Genomic DNA, 15982 nt, shown 5'->3' with positions numbered 1-15982 from the left:
TCCATCGTCGTCGAGGCCGGTCGGCTCCGGCTCGCGGTGCCGTTCGGCCGTCGGAAGGCCTGTCGCTCCAGAGACAGCGCAGCACCCCGTTTGGTTGCACGGGACCCGTCCCGGATTTCTGTTCGCTGCCGACGTCTGCCCCGGCTCGTCGCGGAGACACACGGACACGTGAACCGATCCTTCGATTGCCCGAAAACTTGGCGACGGGCGACGGGCGACGGGCGGCGAGCGGGGCCCCCGGAACACCGACTCGCGCGTCAACCGGCGTGCGGCGGCGGCCAGTTGCCGCCGCACTGGCGAGACCGTACACGACGGGAGCCGCGCTCGGCACAGCCGCACCGGGCCTCGGGACGGCCGCTTCAGGACGCACCGCGCCAGGGCCTGGAGAGGCGGGACGTTCAGGGGCGCGAGGTTCAGGGGCGGGAAGTCCTGCCGGACGTGCGTGCCGGGATGGCGTCACCGGCCGGCGCGTCCCCGCGTCCGTAGTGGTGCGTGGTGAACATGTAGAGCAGCCCGGTCCCCAGGACCACTCCGCCGCACAGCAGCACGATCCAGTTGTCGTACCAGGGCTGGTCCGGGTTGCGCGCCCAGGAGATGTTGACGATGGCGAAGATGCCGTACGCCAGTCCCGCCGCGTTGATGAGCAGCCCCCAGCGGCCGAGTGTGAAGTCGCCGCTGGGCCGCCAGCCCTTCAACCTGGCCCGCAGGGCCGCGAGGACGACCATCTGGAAGGCGCCGTAGATGCCGAGGATGGCGAACGAGACGATCTTGGTGAGGGCGTCCTCGGAGATCAGCGATCCGAAGGCGATGACGGCCGGGACGACGGCGGCGACCAGCAGCGCGTTGTGCGGCACGGCGCGCGCGTAGGAGAAGGACCGCAGCATCCGGTGGCCGACGATCATCTTGTCCCGCGCGTAGGAGTAGATGAGTCGTCCCGCCGCTGCCTGGAGGCTGACCGTGCAGGACAGGAACGAGATGAGCACCACGCCCATCACCATCCTGGCCCCCACCTCCCCCAGCGCGTCGAACAGCACCCGCACCACCGGGTCGGTGTCCTTCCCGGCGATGACCGCCTGGTAGTCGGAGACGGCGAGGAGCAGCGTCAGGCAGGTGAAGGTGGCGGCCGCCCCGCCGACGTAGACGGTCCTGCGCATCGCCCTGGGGATGACGATGCCGGGACGTGCGACCTCCTCGGCGAGGTCCCCGCACGCCTCGAAGCCGTAGTACTGGTAGAAGCCGATGATGGCCGCCGAGAGGAAGACCGGAAGGTACGAGCCGTCCCCGGAGGTGCCGAAGTCGTCGAAGACGACGCCGAGTCCGTGGAAGCGGTGCGTGGTCAGCAGGTAGACCCCGACGACGACGGCGCCGACGAGTTCCGCGGTGAAGCCGATGACGGCGGCCTTCGAAAGGGCCCTGGTCCCCGCGTAGTTGATGAGCGCGGCGACGACGATGAGCACCACGGTGCACAACACCGTGGTGTGCACTCTCGGTTCGAAGCCGAACAGGATGGCGATGTAGGGGCCGGCTCCGTAGGCGACCGCGGTGATCGTCACCAGCAGCGCCCACATGTAGACCCAGCCGGTCATCCACGCCCAGCGGATGCCCCACAACCGGCGGGCCCACGGGTAGACGCCCCCGGCGATGGGGTACTGCGCGACGATCTCGCCGAAGACGAGGGCCACCAGGAACTGGCCGGCGCCCGCCAGCACGAACGCCCAGATCATCGGAGGGCCGCCGGTCGCCAGCGCCGTCGCGAAGAGGGTGTAGGTACTGACGACGGGGGAGAGGTAGGTGAAGCCGAGCGCGAAGTTGGCCCAGGGCCCCATCTCCTTGCGGAACTCCGAGCCGTGCTCGGCGGATCCCCCGGGGCCTCCTGCGGCGGCAGGCATGCCGGCGTCGGTCATCAGCGCTCCATTCCCTGCGTTCCCGGCGTTCCCGGCATCCCCTGCGTCCCCGGTGTTCCCGGTGTTCCCTGTGCTCCTGGCGGCCAGCCCGCCCCCGCGTCCTCGCGCTGCGGGGCCGCACGGCCGGTGATGAGGTCGACGGCCCGCTCCGCGGCCAGCAGCACCGTCACCATGGGGTTGACGGTCGGCTGCGTCGGGAAGACGGAGGCGTCCACCACGCGGACGCCCCGCTCTCCGCGCAGCCGCAGCTGCGGATCGAGTACGGCCAGCGGGTCGCCGTCCGCGCCCATCCGGCAGGTGCCTGCGGGGTGGTAGACGGTGTGGGCCGCCCGTCGCCCGTACTCGGAGAGCTCCTCGTCCGTCGTCAGTCCTGGTCCCGGCGCGACCTCCCGCACGAGCCAGTCCCGGAGCGGCCCGGTGGCGGCGACCTCGCGCGCGATGCGCAGACCGTCGACGACGGTGCGCTCGTCGTGGCCCTCGGGGTCGGTGAAGTAGCGGAAGTCCAGGGCGGGTTGCGTGCCGGGGTCCGGGCCGCGCAGCCAGATGCGGCCCCGGGAGCGGGACTTGGGGATGTTGGGCGTCATGCAGACGCCGTGGGGCGGCGTCGGATAGCCCAGCCGTTCGGTGTTGGCCGTGAACGGCACCTGGTAGAAGTGGAACATCAGGTCGGGGCCCGGCTCCCGCGGGTCGCGCCGCACGAAGAGGCCCGCGTCCGAGTCCATCGCGGAGTTGGGCGGCAGCGGCCCGGTCTCCCAGACGATGACCGACTCCGGGTGGTCCAGCAGGTTCTCGCCCACGCCGGGAAGGTCGGTGAGCACGTCGACGCCCACCTCCCGCAGGTGCCCGGCGGGTCCGATCCCGGAGAGCATCAGCAGCCGCGGTGTGTCCACCGCTCCCGCGCACAGCAGCAGTTCACGTTCCGCCCGGACCGTGACATCGGTGCCGTCCGCGCCTCGGACCAGGGCCCTCGTCAGCCGCCCGTCCCCCGCCCGCATCAGCCGGTACGCGCGGCTCTCCAGCTTCAGCGTCAGGTTGGGCCGGGTGAGGACGGGATGCAGATACGCCACGGACGCCGAGGAGCGGTGGCCCGTCGCGGGGTCGTACGCGAGGGAGAAGAAGCCCGCGCCCTCGGTGAAGGGGCGCGCGTTGAAGTCGTCGACGACGGGGACGTCGAGGGCGTCGACGGCGGCCGTCACGAAGTCGTGGGCGATGGCGTTGCGGTCCTTCTCCGCCACGGGCCGGATCGTGTTCCGCAGCCGGGCCCGGTAGGGCAGGACCGTCTCGGGGTCCCAGCCCTCGGCGCCGAGCTCCACCCACTCCCGCAGGTCCTGGGGGAACGGCAGGAAACTGATGAGGGTGTTGTGGGACGAGCAGCCACCCAGGACGCGCGCCCGCGAGTGGACGATGTGGGAGTTGCCGCGGGGCTGCTCGACGGTGGTGTAGCCGTAGTCGTACTCGGTCTCGAGGAGGTTGATCCAGTTCCGCAGCCTCAGCACCCGCTCGTCGCCGACGTCGCTGGGACCGCCCTCCACCACGCAGACCCGGCAGTCCGGGTCCTCGCTCAGCCGGGCGGCCAGTACGCATCCGGCGGTGCCGCCGCCCACGATGACGTAGTCGTAGGGCTCGTCACCCCTGCTTCCGTCGCTCATACGTTCACCTGTCTCCGGCCGTGCGGGGCCGTGAAGCGGCCGGTCATCCCTTGAACCAGCCGGACGGCGCGGGCGACAGGTTCTGGTAGATGTGCTTGGCCTCCTGGTACTCCCGCAGACCCGTCGGCCCCAGCTCGCGGCCGATGCCGGAGCGGCCGAAGCCGCCCCACTCGGCCTGCGGGACGTAGGGGTGGAAGTCGTTGATCCAGACGGTGCCGTGCCGCAGCCTCTCGGCGACCCGCTGGGCGCGGCTCGCGTCGCTGGTCCACACGCCTCCCGCCAGCCCGTAGCGGGTGTCGTTGGCCAGCTCCACCGCCTCCTCCTCGGAGTAGAAGCGCTCGACGGTCACGACCGGCCCGAAGATCTCCTCCTGCACGACGCGCATCGAGGACTTGCAGTCGGCGTAGACCGTCGGCAACAGGAAGAAGCCGCGGGAGAGTTCGGGATCGTCCGGACGCCGCCCGCCGGTGACGAGCCGCGCTCCGTCCATGCGGGCGATCTCGAAGTAGGCCTCGACCTTCGCCCGGTGCTCGGCGGAGCTCAGCGGCCCGCTCTCGGTGAGGGGTTCGAGCCCGTCGCCGAGGCGTACGGCCTCTGCCCGCGAGGCCAGCTCCGCGAGGAAGCGGTCGTGGATCCCGTACTGGACGAGGAGCCGCGAACCGGCCGAGCAGACCTGCCCGGAGTGGAGGAAGGCGGCGTCGAGGGCGTAGTCGAGCGCGGCGTCGAAGTCGGCGTCGTCGAACACGATGTTGGGGTTCTTGCCGCCCAGTTCGAGCGCGATGTTCTTCACGCCGGAGGCCGCGTTCTCCATGATCTTCCGGCCGGTGGCGAGGCCCCCGGTGAACGAGACCATGTCGACCTCGGGATGCGACGTCATGGCCGAGCCGACCGTGCCGCCCGCGCCGAGCACGAGGTTCGCGACGCCCGGCGGCGTACCGGCCTCCGCGAGCAGCCCCATCAGGGCGATCGTCGTCAGCGGCGTCGTCTCGCTCGGCTTGAGGACGAAGGTGTTCCCCGCAGCGAGCGCCGGCGCGATCTTCCACGACGCCTGGAGCAGCGGATAGTTCCACGGCGCGATCAGCGCGCAGACCCCGACGGGCTGGTGGACGACCCTGCTGAGCACGTCCGGCCCCACGTCGACGACCCGTCCGGCGTCCTTGCCGACGATCTCCGAGAAGTACCGGAAGGCGTTCGCGATGTCCTCGATGTCGAGCCGCGACTCGGCGAGGGTCTTGCCCGTGTCGAGGGTCTCCATGCGGGACAGCTGCTCCAGATCGCGCAGCAGCAGCTCGTGCACGCGGTAGAGCACGTCCGCGCGCCGCCGCGAGGGCGCCCACGCCCAGTCGGCCCGCTGGAACGCCCGTTTCGCGGCCCGCACGGCGAGGTCGACGTCCGTCTCGTCCGCCTCGTCGACGGTGGTGATGACGGACGAGTCGAAGGGGTTGACGACCTCGCGCCGCGCGCCGGACACGGCCCCCGTCCACTCGCCGTCGATATACAGCTCGGCCATCGCGATGCCCCTCACTCTCCGGCGGCGTCCACCGCCCGCCCGTAGCAGGCAGACGGGCACCAACATCGTGCGGCGCACCGCCGCCAGCCACGGGGCGCACCGTGGGGGGCGGCCGGGGGTGAGGGATGTTGACCCGCGTGGACTAGGGCCTCTCGGGCGTTTCGCCCGGATCAACGCGGATCAGGTCGCGGCCCGCGGAGCTGCGAAAGGCAGGCCCCGGGGCATGGCGTTCGCATCCACGTGGCGCGGCCGGGCCCCGCCGGCGTGTGACGGGGCCCGGCCGTGGATCTCGCCTTGGACCCGGCCGTGGACCTGGCCGGCGTCCGCCCGCACGGCGTACGCGGGACGCACGCGCGGGCCCGGCCGGCCGAGCGGGATCAGGAGCGGCGTGCCGCGTTCGCGAGGATCGCGGAACGCAGGTACTCCGCCATTCCCGGCTTGATCGTCTCGAAGTGCGCGGTGAAGCGCTCGTCGGCGACGAACATCTCCGCGAGGCAGGTGTGGATCTCGTAGGTGCAGTCGTAGTGGTAGCGGCAGATCTGCTGCCGGTGCTCCTCGGCCAGCTCCATCGCCGCCTCGGACTCCGGGCCGTCGCCGCTGTCCATCTGGGCGGCGAACCGGCGGCCCCACTCCTCCTGCTCCTGGGTGATCCGCTTCCAGTCCTCCTTCGTGTACGACGCCGTCTTGCGCTGGGACTCCCGGTAGGCGTCCGTGCCGCCCCAGCGGCGTTCGGCCTCCTCCGCGTACTGGTCGGGGTCGAAGTCGCCGAAGACCTCGAACTTCTCCTCGGGCGTGAGGTTGATGCCCATCTTCCGTGCCTCCATCGCGTGCTCCACGGCGGCAGCCATCTTCCGCAGCTTCTCGATCCGGTCGGACAGCAGTGCGTACTGCCGCCGCAGGTGCTCCTGCGGGTCCGTGTCCGGGTCGTCGAGCAGGGCCGCCACCTCGTCGAGCGGAAAGCCGAGCTCCCGGTAGAACAGGATCTGCTGCAGCCTGTCGAGGTCCGCGTCGCCGTACTGCCGGTGCCCGGCACGGCTGCGCTCGCTCGGCACCAGCAGCCCCACGTCGTCGTAGTGGTGCAGCGTGCGCACAGTCACTCCGGCGAACTTGGCCACCTGTCCTACGGACCAGCTCATCTCCGCTCCCTTCTCGGTACGCACTTCACGATGAGCCCTCACGTGACGTGAGGTGCAAGCGCAATTCCGAGGGGCCGCGCGAAGAAGGCCGGGCGCACCGCCGCCGGGCCGGGCCGCTCTGCCGCACTCCGGGCGCCGGACCCGGACGCCGGGCGCCGGACGCCGGACGCCGGACGCCGGACGCCGGACGCCGGACGGGGAGCCTAGAGCTGCTTGACGGTCTCCGCAGCGGTCTTCAGAGGGAGCTTGGGGTGCTGTCGGCGCAGCTCGCGGACCGCTTCGGCGAGCCCCTTGTCGTCCCGGACGCGCCGCAGGCCCTCGGTGTCGAGGGAACGCAGGAACTCCTCCTGCGAAGCGAACTGCCGGCCGAACCAGTCGCTGCGCCGCCTGCGCTGCGCGTACACCTCGGCCAGGCCCGGACAGACGACGACGAGGACGAACCCCACGTAGGCCAGGGGGAGTTGCTCCTGGGAAAGGGCGATGAAGATCAGGAAGAGACCGCCGAGTGCAAGGCACCACAGCAGCACGCGTGGACCGTACAGGGGATTCACCTCTCCGCTCTCTCGGGGGATGGGAGGGAACGTACAGGAAAGACGCGCGGCCGGGGCCGGGCGGGACGGTCCGGCTGCGCCGCACCGTCCCACGGGGCCGTGCTCAGGCGGTGCCGGACGGCCACTTGCCGCCGGGGAACGCCGAGTTGTCCTGCGCCTCGCCCTGGACGACGGCCATCTGCTGGGCCTGCGTGCCGAGCGCGGCGACGAGGGTGGTGACGGCCGCGATGATGAGGGCCGAGTTGACGCCGGCCTCCTCCACGATGAGGGCGGCACCGGCCCAGGAGAAGACGACGGAGCCGAGCGCCGCGATCGCCGCGATCGTGGCGGCGATGAACTTGACGAGGATGACGCCGATGGCCACGTAGAACGCGAGCCCCGCCACCGCCGAGAACGTCAGGGCAGTGGCGATCTTGTCGGCGCTGGTCTCGATCGAGGTGGCGGCCGTGGTCTGGTCCTTGACCGCCTTGCTGTAGGCGGTGCCCGCGTCGCCCTCCCACTTGTCGGGGGCCTTCAGGGCGTCGGCGGCCGTCTCACCGGTCACGGTGGACGCCTTGCCGCGCACGTCGCCCTGCCAGTCGTTCGCGTAGAAGAAGAAGGTGATGGGCGCGGCCGCGCCCTCCAGCACCTCGCCGATCTTCTTCAGCAGCCAGCTTCCCGCCTCGATGAGCTTGTTCGCGCACCAGATCAGGGCGTCCGCGATGGGCTTCGGGACGTACCACTTGTTGGCGGTGGACTCGGCCTTCGGGCCCACGTCCTTGAGCTTCGCCGCCAGGTCCTCGGTGCCCTTGACGAGCTTGTCGATGGTGGCCTGGTACTGAGCCGAGCTGAATGACATCCGGTTCCCCGTTCCGCCTTAGTAGGCGCCCTCGATGGAGGCGGTCGTGTCCGCCTCTCTGTTGTCGTACGCCGTCGCGTTCTTGACGAGCGCGTCCGCGATCTCTCCCATCCGCTCGCTTCCCTCGTTGCAGCGGGCGGAGAGCTCGTCGACCGCCTTCTCGTAGGCCGAGAACAGCACTTGGAACATGCCTGCCTCGAGCCGCGTGAGGCGCAGTCCCTCGATCGTGTTGTGCACGCCCTTCATCGTCTCGGCCTGCCGGTCCCACATGCGCGCCTCGCTGCGCAACGCGTCGGTGACCGTCTTCAGAGTGGGTGCCATGGTCAGTGCTCCTGTCGGGATGCGTCAGAGTCCGCCGGTGAAGCGCTTGGGGTCGCGGAGGATGGCCAGTGCCTCGTCGAGGAGCCCGTCCAGCTGGCGGTCCTGCGTGGCCTTCCCGGCGGAGTCCTCCAGCCGGGCCAGTGCCGCACGGCCGTCGGACAGCGCCGCCTCGACGGCCTGCCCGAGCGCGACGGCCGACTTGCCTTGCGCCCAAGAGGCGTCCACGCGGCACGAGTTGAAGTTTCCCTTGCTCAGGACGACGGTGACCCTGTGTCCGGAGTCCTTCCCCTCCACCTGCGCGTCCGCGAGGGAGTCCAGGTTCAGGCCCGACACCGAGTCGAAGGCGTTCATCATCTCCTCGGCGACCTCGCCGATGGGACGGGGAACGACGAACCGCAGGTCGCGGCCGGGGACGTCGACAGGGGCCGGGTCGTCGCCCGGCCCGCCGCCGGGAGCACCCGGGGACGGGGGGCCCGCGGGCACCGGGGGGCCCATGGGGCCGGCACCGCCGGGTGCCCAGCCCGGGGCGCCCGGGTCACCGCCCGGGGCCTGACCGGGAGCGCCCGGGTCACCGCCGCCGGTCCAGCTCGGCGCGCCGGGGTCACCGCCGCCGGTCCAGCTCGGCGCGCCGGGGTCGCCGCCGGGGGCCTGGCCGGGCGCACCCGGATCGCCCCCGAACGGTCCTGCGCCCGCGTCGCGGCCCGACGTGGAGGAGCGGGGGGCAGCGCCGTCGCCGCGCTCCATCTCCTGCCGCAGCTCTTCCGCGCGGCCTTGCAGGTCCATGCCCTCCATCGCCCGCTGCATGGCGGCCATGGACGCGCTCATCGCGGCACCGTAAGCCTCGGTGACGGCGTTGCCCAGGGCCTCGGGTTCGCACTTCCGGGGCCAGTCCCGCGCGAACGTCACCGTCTCGGGCAGGCCGTCGCCTCCCAGCCGGACGGTCACCGCGCCGCCCGCGTCGCGTCCCTCCGCGCCCGGGGGCATGCCCCGCTGAACCTCCTGCAGGAGCCCTTGCAGCCCAGCGGTGTACTGCTGGAAATTGCGCAGCGCTGCCAGGATCTCGTCGGCCATCCCGTGTCCCCCTCGTCTTAGCCGCCCCGCAGCCTGCTGCAGGGCGACGGCGCCAGAACCCTCGTCCGGAACGCTGGCTTCTGTCAATCCCCAGCGTCCTCGAACGCTTCCAACTGATGGGCATTCACCTCGAAAAGCCGCCGATCGGCTGAGGTGCGCGCGGTGTACCGCTCGGGACGGACGAAGGGGCCTGGCGCCGGACCACCGGGACGGCGAGCGCTGCGTCCGCGCGCCCCAACTGCCTCCGTGCTCCGGCACGTTCAGACCCGGGGCCCGGGGCCCGGGGCCCGGCGAGCGGGAACGCGGGAACGCGGGAACGCGGGAACGCGGGAACGCGGGAACGCGGCGGGGAACCTACTGGTCGGCCTTGATGCTGTAGTTGATCTTGTCTCCGTCGACGGAGGTGACCTTGACGGTCACGCCGAGGCTGGTGCCGTCGCTCGCGGTGAGCTTGCAGCGCGTCGTCGTCCCGACCTTGCCGGCGAGGTCCTCCGGGCAGGCGACGTCCGGCTTCGGCTGGCCCGTCTGCGCGGCGAGCTTCTCGGCCACCGTGTCCCCCAACTCGTCCTTGGGCAGCTTCGCCTCCGACGAACAGCCCGTCAGGAGCGCGCCGGCGGCCGCGGCGGCCAGACCCCAAGTGACAGCGGAAGAAAGGGACTTGAGCATGGGGTAATGGCTCCGTTTCAGGGGTGTGGGGCCGCGAGGGCCGGAAAGGCGACGTTCGTCGGGCTGTGTCTAACAGCGCCGGATCGCGGTCCTGCGGGTCTTCACCACCTCCCGTCGCCGCCCGTCGACGATCTTCACTGGTGAACCCGACCGTTCCGGAGAGCCCCGGCCCAGGGACACCGGGAGCGACGGCCACCGCCTCGGCACCGAGCTCGCATCAACCCGTTCAAAGCCGTTCGGGGTAAGGGGTTTGCTGCGGGCTTCGGGTTGGTCATCTCATGAGGGGCTGATCAACCACGAGACCGGCACCGTCCTTGAGCACGAGCTGCTGCTCGACACCGGCGAGAGTCTGCTCGCCGCCGCGAGCGTCGAGAGTCGGGCCGAGCCCGCGTTCACCTCGCCCCCGGCCGCAACGAGACCACGTTCCGATCCGGCGATTCGAGCCCCGATCCGCGCGCCGCGACCACGCTGCGGTGGTGTTCCGCGCACTGGTGAGCACCGAGTCTGCTAGAAGCTGCTGACGGAGCCGTAGAGGAGAAAGAGGAAGAGGAAGATGCGCACGAGGATCTCATAACCCAGCGTTGGCCTTTTGGTGGAAAGCCAGTAGCGCTCCCGCTGCTCCCAACGTAGTCGTAGCCGGAAGAACAGTATGTCGAGCGGCGCCCCTACGAGTGCTACAGCGAGGGCAGTCCAGAACACCCAAGTGATTGGTCCCATGTGTTCTGGCAACTGCGCCACGGCAACGGTTCCACCCACACTCCAACTGGCGGCGGATCCGATCCAGGCCGCGCGCAGCAGCAGCTTGCGTAGGTGCTCCTGCTCTGCCTGCGCCCGGATTTTCGGGTCTTGGGGCGGACTCGGCTTGGAGGTGGACGACGATCGTCCGTACTGGTGGATGTGTTGCTCACCATGGATCACCGTCGGGCCTTGAAACTCGCTGTCGTTGACGCTGTGGTCCTGGTCGCTCGTCACGCCCGGCCTTCGTAGGTGATGGTCTGCGAACCGTTGGCGACCACGGGCCCGTTGAACGTGTTGTTCGACATGACGACGGAGACGTCTCCGCCCTCGACGTCGGTGCCCTGCTCGTTCGCCAGGGCGAGCAAGTCGTCGATGATCGACGGGTCTTGTTCGGCGAGCTGTCGCACGAGCTCCTGCAACTGAATCCGGGCAGCCTCCCGCCGCTCCTCAGAACCTTCGTCACCTGCCGCGGTGAGCTCCGCGTTCAGCTCGTCCAGCGTCTCCAACTGCGGCATCTCGCCCGCGTCTCCGTACCTGCGGAACAGTGCCGCCAGTCGCGGACGCACCATCGCCGCGTATGCGTCAGTCACAAGCAGTCCGCTTAATGCGGTCATGCCCTGCCGCAGCAGCTCCATGAGTTCCATACCAACGCAACCCCCTTCGTCCAAGGACCCTTGATGGCAAGCGTACGAATACCGGCCCCTTCCGTCATAGCCTCCACAAGCGCAGCAACGCCCTTCCGGGCGATCACATCGTGACGTCGCAATACCGCATTCCCGTCCGCGATCTGCGGTCGGACCGGCTCCTCGATGTCCTGCCGCTGACCGAGGTCAGCGTCGAGGACTGCATCGGCAAGGCCGGCACCTTCGACACCTACCTCGAACACCGCACACTGCGTACCACCCGCACAGCGAAGGGAGTTGATCAGCTCGGCATTGCCCGAGACCTCGTCGACTACGCCCAAGCCCAACCCGGCGGCGACATCGGCATCACCTACGACACCGGCACACTGCGGCCTCGCTCATGCTCGCCGCCGACGTTGACGACCGACGTTGACGAAAAGATCGTGTCCGAGACGCTCGGACACAGCAGCACATGGTTCACCCGAGACACCTACGAGTCGGTCATGCCGAAGGTGGCCGCCGCGGCTGCCGAGGCAACCGCCGCTCTGGTCCCCCGGGGCCCCTCACGCGCGCCTCAACCAGTCCCGCATGAGGAGGGTCGGCCACACAGATAGGCAAGTTGGTGTCGGTGGGCGCCGAGGCCCTGCCCGGTGGCCACACGACGGCCACACACGGGGGGGCAAAGATCATCGCGTTCCCCGGACCGAAAGGGCGCGGCAAAGGAAAAGACCAGGTCAGGACCTAGCTGACCTGGTCTCATCCGGTAGGCCGTGTGGGACTCGAACCCACAACCAATGGATTAAAAGTCCACTGCTCTGCCAATTGAGCTAACGGCCCGCCCCCGCAGCATAGCCCGGCGCACCGCCGGGCTTCGAAGGCATTGGCCTTCGTGCTGGGGAGGTGTCAGCCGTTGCGCTTCCAACGCGGCTTGTCCGTGCGGCGGTCGAAGGAACGGCCGCCGCCGCGGTGGTCGTCGCGCCGGGCGTAGGGGCGCCTGTCGTCGCGGCTGTGCGAGCCCGGACGGCGGTCGTCGCGGCGGAACCCGCCACGGTCACCCTCACGCCGGTCACGGTTGTACGACGGCCGGTCGTCACGGCGGAACCCGCCGCGGTCGCCCTCACGCCGGTCCCGGTCGCGCCCGCGGTTGAACGACGGGCGGTCGTCACGGCGGTCGCCGTCGCGCCGGTCGCGGTCGCGGTTGAAGGACGGGCGGTCACCGCCGCGGGGGTCGTCGCGCTTCGTGTCACGGCGCTGGTCCCGCTGCTCGCGCAGCTCCCGCTCCTCGCGGCGCTGCTCCCTGCGCAGCTCCTTCGCGATCTCGGCCTCGACCTCGGCGGTCAGCGCCGCGGCGGCCTCGGCGACCGCCTCGTCGGGGTCGTCGCCCCGCTCGCGCGCTGCCCGCGCCGTCAACCGCTCGGCCTCCTCGCGGAGTTCGGCCGCACGCTTCTGCGCACGCTCCAGCTGCCGGGTGAGCTTCGCCGCCTCGCGCTCGGCCTGCTTGGCCGCGTTCGCGGTGGCGTCCGCCTGCACCTCGGTCAGCGAGCGGGCGCCCGTGATGCGGGTCACTTCCTCGTCGAAGACGTCGCCCCGTCCGATGATGTGCCGCGAGGCGTCGACGCCCGCGTCCTCCATCAGGCGGAAGATCTGGCGGCGCTGGTGCGGCAGGGCCAGCGAGACGACCGTCCCCGACAGGCCCGCGCGGGCCGTGCGCCCGGAACGGTGCAGGTAGTCCTTGTGGTCGCCGGCCGGGTCGACGTTCAGCACCAGGTCGATGTTGTCGACGTGGATGCCGCGTGCCGCGACGTCCGTGGCGACGAGCACGTTGACCTTGCCGTCCTTGAAGTCGGCCATGGTGCGCGTGCGCGCACCCTGCGTCATCCCGCCGTGCAGCGCCTCGGCGCCCACGCCGCCCTCCCGCAGCTGCTCCGCGACTCGGTCGGCGCCGAGCTGCGTGCGGACGAAGATGATCGTGCGGCCCTTGCGCGCGGCGATCGCGGACGTCACGGGCGCCTTGTCGCGCGGCTTCACGACGAGCACGTGGTGGCTCATGGTCGTCACCGCGCCCTGGGCCGCGTCGACCTCGTGGAGCACCGGGCTGTCGAGGTAGCGGCGGACGAGCGTGTCGATCTCCTTCTCCATCGTGGCGGAGAAGAGCATCCGCTGCCCGCCCTCGGGCAGCTGGTCCATCAGCTCGGTGACCTCCGGCATGAAGCCCAGGTCGGACATCTGGTCGGCCTCGTCGAGGATCGCGACCTCGACGTCCGCCAGCGAGCACGAGCCGCGCCCGATCAGGTCGCGCAGCCGGCCCGGCGTCGCGACGAGGATGTCGACGCCGCGCTCCAGCGCGGTGATCTGGTTCTGCATGGACGTGCCGCCGCAGACGACCTTCAGCTTCAGGCCGAGCACGTCGCCGTACGGCTGGAGCGCGTCGGAGACCTGCATGGCCAGCTCACGCGTCGGCGTGAGGATGACGCCGCGGGGGCGCTTGCGCTCCGTGCGGGCGCCGGCGAGCTGCGTGAGCAGCGGCAGGCCGAACGAGAGGGTCTTGCCGGAGCCGGTACGGCCGCGGCCGAGGATGTCCTTGCCCCGCAGCGCGTCCGGGATGGTCGCGGCCTGGATGGGGAAGGGGGTGGTGACACCGTTCTGCGCGAGCTTGCGCACGACCGCCTCGGGGAGTCCGAGATCGGCGAAGGTGACGGTCTCCTCGTCCTCGGGCAGGAGAGCGTCGATAGAAGCAACAGACATGCGAAATGCGAACCTTCCGGAGTTCAGCAGCACGCGCCCAGACTCCGTGAATTCGCAAACGACCGCCTCTATGCGGTCAGCCACGGCTAAGAGAAACGCGCCACGCGGCGCGCTCTTCAAGGGCGCCGGGCAAATGGGATCAAACGATCAACCAGCATACGCACCCTGCGGGTCGCTGCGCAAATGACGACCGGGAGGGGCCGGACCCCTCCCGCGGCCCCTTAGCCGCTGGTCGGCGGCGTCGGCGACGTCGGCTGGGGCCCGGGCGGCGTCGGAGTGGGCTTCGGCACACTCGTCGCCGGCGGGGCGGGCGGACGGGGACGCGAAGTGCGGGGCGGGGCAGGGGGTTTGGGACGCGACGGGGGCCGCCCCTCGTCCGGGGCGGAGCCGCCTCCACCGCCGGTCCCCCCGGAGCCCCGCCGTCCCGACTCCTTCGACGGGCCCTCGCGGTGCCCGTCCTTCCCGCCCGCACCGCCGCCGTCCCGCCCGGCGCCGTGCCCGCCGGACATGCGGTCTCCCTTCCCGTCCCGGCCGCCTCCGCTCCCCGGACGGCCGCCGCCTTCGCGCTCACCGGCACCAGCGGCGGCCGCGCCGTCCGCGCCCGCCGCCCCGGACCCGGCCGGACGCGCCCGGCCCCCGGGCGAAGTGCCGTCCGCCTCCGCGCCGTTGACGGTCATGCAGCCCGAGGCGCACGAGAGCACGGCCGCCGTCAGCACCCCGGCGAGCGCTCCGCGCGCTGCGGCGCGGCCGTCACGGAGCAGCGGGGCCGCCGGGAACCGCGGGACCACCGCGTCACCGGGACTCCCGGGCGGCGAAGACGGAGACGATGACGCACGACGGCGCACGGCGGTACCTCCAGGGCACGGGACGGGACGCCGTGCCCAACTCCCTCTTCGGGCAAAGGGTCACGCCGCCAGTCCGCGTCCGAGCGCCAGCCCCAGGAAGACGGCGGCCAGACCGGCGGCGAGCGAACCGGCCACGTTCGCGGCCGCCTGCAGTCCACGGCCCTTCTCGGCCAGCCGCAGCGTCTCGTACGAGAACGTCGAGTACGTCGTGAGCGCTCCGCAGAGCCCGGTGCCCAGCAGCGCCGTCACCTGCGGACCGGCGGCGCCGGAGACCGCCGCACCCGTCAGCAGGCCCATCAGGAGGCTGCCCGCGACGTTGACGGTGAAGGTCCCCCACGGAAAGAGCGAGTCGTGCCGGGCCTGGACGGCCCGGTCCGTCAGGTAGCGCAGCGGCGCGCCCACGGCGCCGCCCGCGGCCACGAGCAGCCAGTTCACCGCACACCCCCGCCGACGTCCGGACGGTGGCCGCCCGGGCCGCTGCCGCGCCCCGGCGTCAGCGCCGCACGCGTGGCCGACGCTCCGGCCCACACGGCGGCCAAGGCGCCCAGCACGGTGCCGCCGAGGTACGCCGCCGCCACACCGGGGCGCCCGCCCTCCAGCAGGAGCGCCACGTCGGCCGCGTACGTCGAGAACGTGGTGAAGCCGCCGAGGACGCCCACCCCCAGGAAGGGCCGCACGAGGGCGTGGGCACGCCCCTCCCGGCCCCCTTCGCCGACCAGCGCCATCAGCACTCCGATCAGCGCGCAGCCGAGCAGGTTGACGGAGAAGATCGCCCAGGGGAAGCCGGTCCCGTTCCCTCCCGCGGGCAGCCACACCTGCATGGCGTGCCGCGCGAGCGCGCCCAGGGCACCGCCGGCGCCGATGACGGCGACGACGGTCAGCCCGTGGCGGCCCCGCGTCTCGGCCCGCTGGGCGGGCACATGCAGATCGACGTCCGGGTCGACCGCCTCACCCCGCGGATCCGGGACGCCGTCCGGGCCGCCGGGGCCGTCCGGAGCGCCGCCGCTCATCCGTATCCCAGTTCGTGCAGCCGCTCGTCGTCGATGCCGAAGTGGTGCGCGATCTCGTGCACGACCGTCACCTCGACCTCGGTGACGACGCCGTCCCGGCCCCCGTCCTCCGCCTCGACCATCCGCAGCGTCGGACCGCGGTAGACCGTGATCCGGTCCGGCAGCACACCCGCGTACCACTCGCCCCGCTCCGTCAGCGGCGTCCCCTCGTACAGGCCCAGCAGCTCCGGGTCCTCGGGCGGCGGTTCGTCCTCGACGAAGACCGCGACGTTGTCCATCAGCCTCGTCAGCTCCGGCGGAATGCGGTCGAGCGCCTCGGCCACCAGCTCCTCGAAGTCCTCGCGCGTCATCTCCAGCACCCGGCCATTGTCGGCC

General features: G+C 71.4%; 16 protein-coding genes and 1 tRNA gene. 1 reads left to right on the top strand and 16 read right to left on the bottom strand.

All coding sequences use genetic code 11. The annotated features are described in order from the left end of the window. Positions 1–413: 413 nt before the first annotated feature. From H181DRAFT_RS10005 to H181DRAFT_RS09955, 11 genes are all read right to left on the bottom strand, one after another. Positions 414–1904 (bottom strand): APC family permease, encoded by a 1491-nt coding sequence (locus H181DRAFT_RS10005; RefSeq protein WP_045863890.1) that lies wholly within the window; start codon positions 1902–1904, stop codon positions 414–416. Then, positions 1904–3553, bottom strand: coding sequence for a GMC family oxidoreductase (locus H181DRAFT_RS10000; protein WP_078895624.1), 1650 nt, complete (start codon positions 3551–3553; stop codon positions 1904–1906). Before H181DRAFT_RS10000 ends, H181DRAFT_RS10005 begins: the two co-directional genes overlap by 1 nt. Positions 3554–3596: 43 nt before the next feature. Further along, a complete protein-coding gene (locus H181DRAFT_RS09995; RefSeq protein WP_045863889.1) occupies positions 3597–5063 on the bottom strand; it encodes an aldehyde dehydrogenase family protein in 1467 nt (488 codons plus the stop codon). Between the two features lie 377 nt (positions 5064–5440). After that, positions 5441–6199 (bottom strand): MerR family transcriptional regulator, encoded by a 759-nt coding sequence (locus H181DRAFT_RS09990; protein ID WP_045864020.1) that lies wholly within the window; start codon positions 6197–6199, stop codon positions 5441–5443. Positions 6200–6402: 203 nt separating this feature from the next. After that, positions 6403–6726, bottom strand: coding sequence for a hypothetical protein (locus tag H181DRAFT_RS09985; RefSeq protein ID WP_107068714.1), 324 nt, complete (start codon positions 6724–6726; stop codon positions 6403–6405). 127 nt (positions 6727–6853) lie between these two features. Next, positions 6854–7588, bottom strand: coding sequence for a hypothetical protein (locus tag H181DRAFT_RS09980; protein WP_045863888.1), 735 nt, complete (start codon positions 7586–7588; stop codon positions 6854–6856). A gap of 18 nt (positions 7589–7606) precedes the next feature. Continuing rightward, positions 7607–7909, bottom strand: coding sequence for a type VII secretion target (locus H181DRAFT_RS09975; RefSeq protein ID WP_045863887.1), 303 nt, complete (start codon positions 7907–7909; stop codon positions 7607–7609). A gap of 24 nt (positions 7910–7933) precedes the next feature. Then, the gene (locus H181DRAFT_RS09970) at positions 7934–8980 is read right to left on the bottom strand and encodes a YbaB/EbfC family nucleoid-associated protein (protein WP_052708529.1); all 1047 of its coding nucleotides are present in this window, start codon (positions 8978–8980) and stop codon (positions 7934–7936) included. 354 nt (positions 8981–9334) lie between these two features. Then, the gene (locus tag H181DRAFT_RS09965; protein ID WP_045863886.1) at positions 9335–9646 is read right to left on the bottom strand and encodes a DUF4333 domain-containing protein; all 312 of its coding nucleotides are present in this window, start codon (positions 9644–9646) and stop codon (positions 9335–9337) included. A gap of 507 nt (positions 9647–10153) precedes the next feature. Further along, complete coding sequence (locus tag H181DRAFT_RS09960; protein WP_045863885.1) at positions 10154–10618, bottom strand: hypothetical protein; 465 nt, start codon at positions 10616–10618, stop codon at positions 10154–10156. Continuing rightward, positions 10615–11028, bottom strand: coding sequence for a hypothetical protein (locus H181DRAFT_RS09955; RefSeq protein ID WP_045863884.1), 414 nt, complete (start codon positions 11026–11028; stop codon positions 10615–10617). Before H181DRAFT_RS09955 ends, H181DRAFT_RS09960 begins: the two co-directional genes overlap by 4 nt. Positions 11029–11138: 110 nt before the next feature. Between H181DRAFT_RS09955 and H181DRAFT_RS28765 the strand changes: the two genes are divergently transcribed. Beyond that, positions 11139–11621, top strand: a complete 483-nt coding sequence (locus tag H181DRAFT_RS28765) for a hypothetical protein (RefSeq protein WP_052708527.1) — start codon at positions 11139–11141, stop codon at positions 11619–11621. A 150-nt stretch (positions 11622–11771) separates the two neighbouring features. On the opposite strand, the gene H181DRAFT_RS09945 is transcribed toward H181DRAFT_RS28765, so the two are convergent. From H181DRAFT_RS09945 to H181DRAFT_RS09920, 5 genes are all read right to left on the bottom strand, one after another. Continuing rightward, positions 11772–11844 (bottom strand) — tRNA-Lys (locus H181DRAFT_RS09945). A gap of 66 nt (positions 11845–11910) precedes the next feature. Beyond that, positions 11911–13752, bottom strand: a complete 1842-nt coding sequence (locus tag H181DRAFT_RS09940; protein ID WP_045863883.1) for a DEAD/DEAH box helicase — start codon at positions 13750–13752, stop codon at positions 11911–11913. A 905-nt stretch (positions 13753–14657) separates the two neighbouring features. Next, complete coding sequence (gene crcB, locus H181DRAFT_RS09930; RefSeq protein WP_045863882.1) at positions 14658–15032, bottom strand: fluoride efflux transporter CrcB; 375 nt, start codon at positions 15030–15032, stop codon at positions 14658–14660. Further along, complete coding sequence (locus H181DRAFT_RS09925) at positions 15029–15607, bottom strand: fluoride efflux transporter FluC (RefSeq protein ID WP_052708525.1); 579 nt, start codon at positions 15605–15607, stop codon at positions 15029–15031. The genes crcB and H181DRAFT_RS09925 overlap by 4 nt, the downstream gene beginning before the upstream one ends. After that, entirely contained in the window at positions 15604–15966 is a 363-nt protein-coding gene (locus H181DRAFT_RS09920; RefSeq protein WP_189039635.1) for a metallopeptidase family protein, read from the bottom strand. Before H181DRAFT_RS09920 ends, H181DRAFT_RS09925 begins: the two co-directional genes overlap by 4 nt. Positions 15967–15982: the final 16 nt, after the last annotated feature.

Source organism: Streptomyces sp. WMMB 714 (assembly GCF_900090125.1).
Classification (GTDB): Bacteria; Actinomycetota; Actinomycetes; order Streptomycetales; family Streptomycetaceae; genus Streptomyces; species Streptomyces daqingensis.
Note: the sequence above shows the minus strand (reverse complement) of the source record. Positions and strands in the feature narration are given on the sequence as shown.

Excerpts from the sequence above, each read along its gene's own strand:
- H181DRAFT_RS10005 (WP_045863890.1), bottom strand. The coding sequence starts at position 1,904 with ATGACCGACGCCGGCATGCCTGCCGCCGCAGGAGGCCCCGGGGGATCC.
- H181DRAFT_RS10000 (WP_078895624.1), bottom strand. The coding sequence starts at position 3,553 with ATGAGCGACGGAAGCAGGGGTGACGAGCCCTACGACTACGTCATCGTG.
- H181DRAFT_RS09995 (WP_045863889.1), bottom strand. The coding sequence starts at position 5,063 with ATGGCCGAGCTGTATATCGACGGCGAGTGGACGGGGGCCGTGTCCGGC.
- H181DRAFT_RS09990 (WP_045864020.1), bottom strand. The coding sequence starts at position 6,199 with ATGAGCTGGTCCGTAGGACAGGTGGCCAAGTTCGCCGGAGTGACTGTG.
- H181DRAFT_RS09980 (WP_045863888.1), bottom strand. The coding sequence starts at position 7,588 with ATGTCATTCAGCTCGGCTCAGTACCAGGCCACCATCGACAAGCTCGTC.
- H181DRAFT_RS09975 (WP_045863887.1), bottom strand. The coding sequence starts at position 7,909 with ATGGCACCCACTCTGAAGACGGTCACCGACGCGTTGCGCAGCGAGGCG.
- H181DRAFT_RS09970 (WP_052708529.1), bottom strand. The coding sequence starts at position 8,980 with ATGGCCGACGAGATCCTGGCAGCGCTGCGCAATTTCCAGCAGTACACC.
- H181DRAFT_RS09965 (WP_045863886.1), bottom strand. The coding sequence starts at position 9,646 with ATGCTCAAGTCCCTTTCTTCCGCTGTCACTTGGGGTCTGGCCGCCGCG.
- H181DRAFT_RS09955 (WP_045863884.1), bottom strand. The coding sequence starts at position 11,028 with ATGGAACTCATGGAGCTGCTGCGGCAGGGCATGACCGCATTAAGCGGA.
- H181DRAFT_RS09940 (WP_045863883.1), bottom strand. The coding sequence starts at position 13,752 with ATGTCTGTTGCTTCTATCGACGCTCTCCTGCCCGAGGACGAGGAGACC.
- H181DRAFT_RS09925 (WP_052708525.1), bottom strand. The coding sequence starts at position 15,607 with ATGAGCGGCGGCGCTCCGGACGGCCCCGGCGGCCCGGACGGCGTCCCG.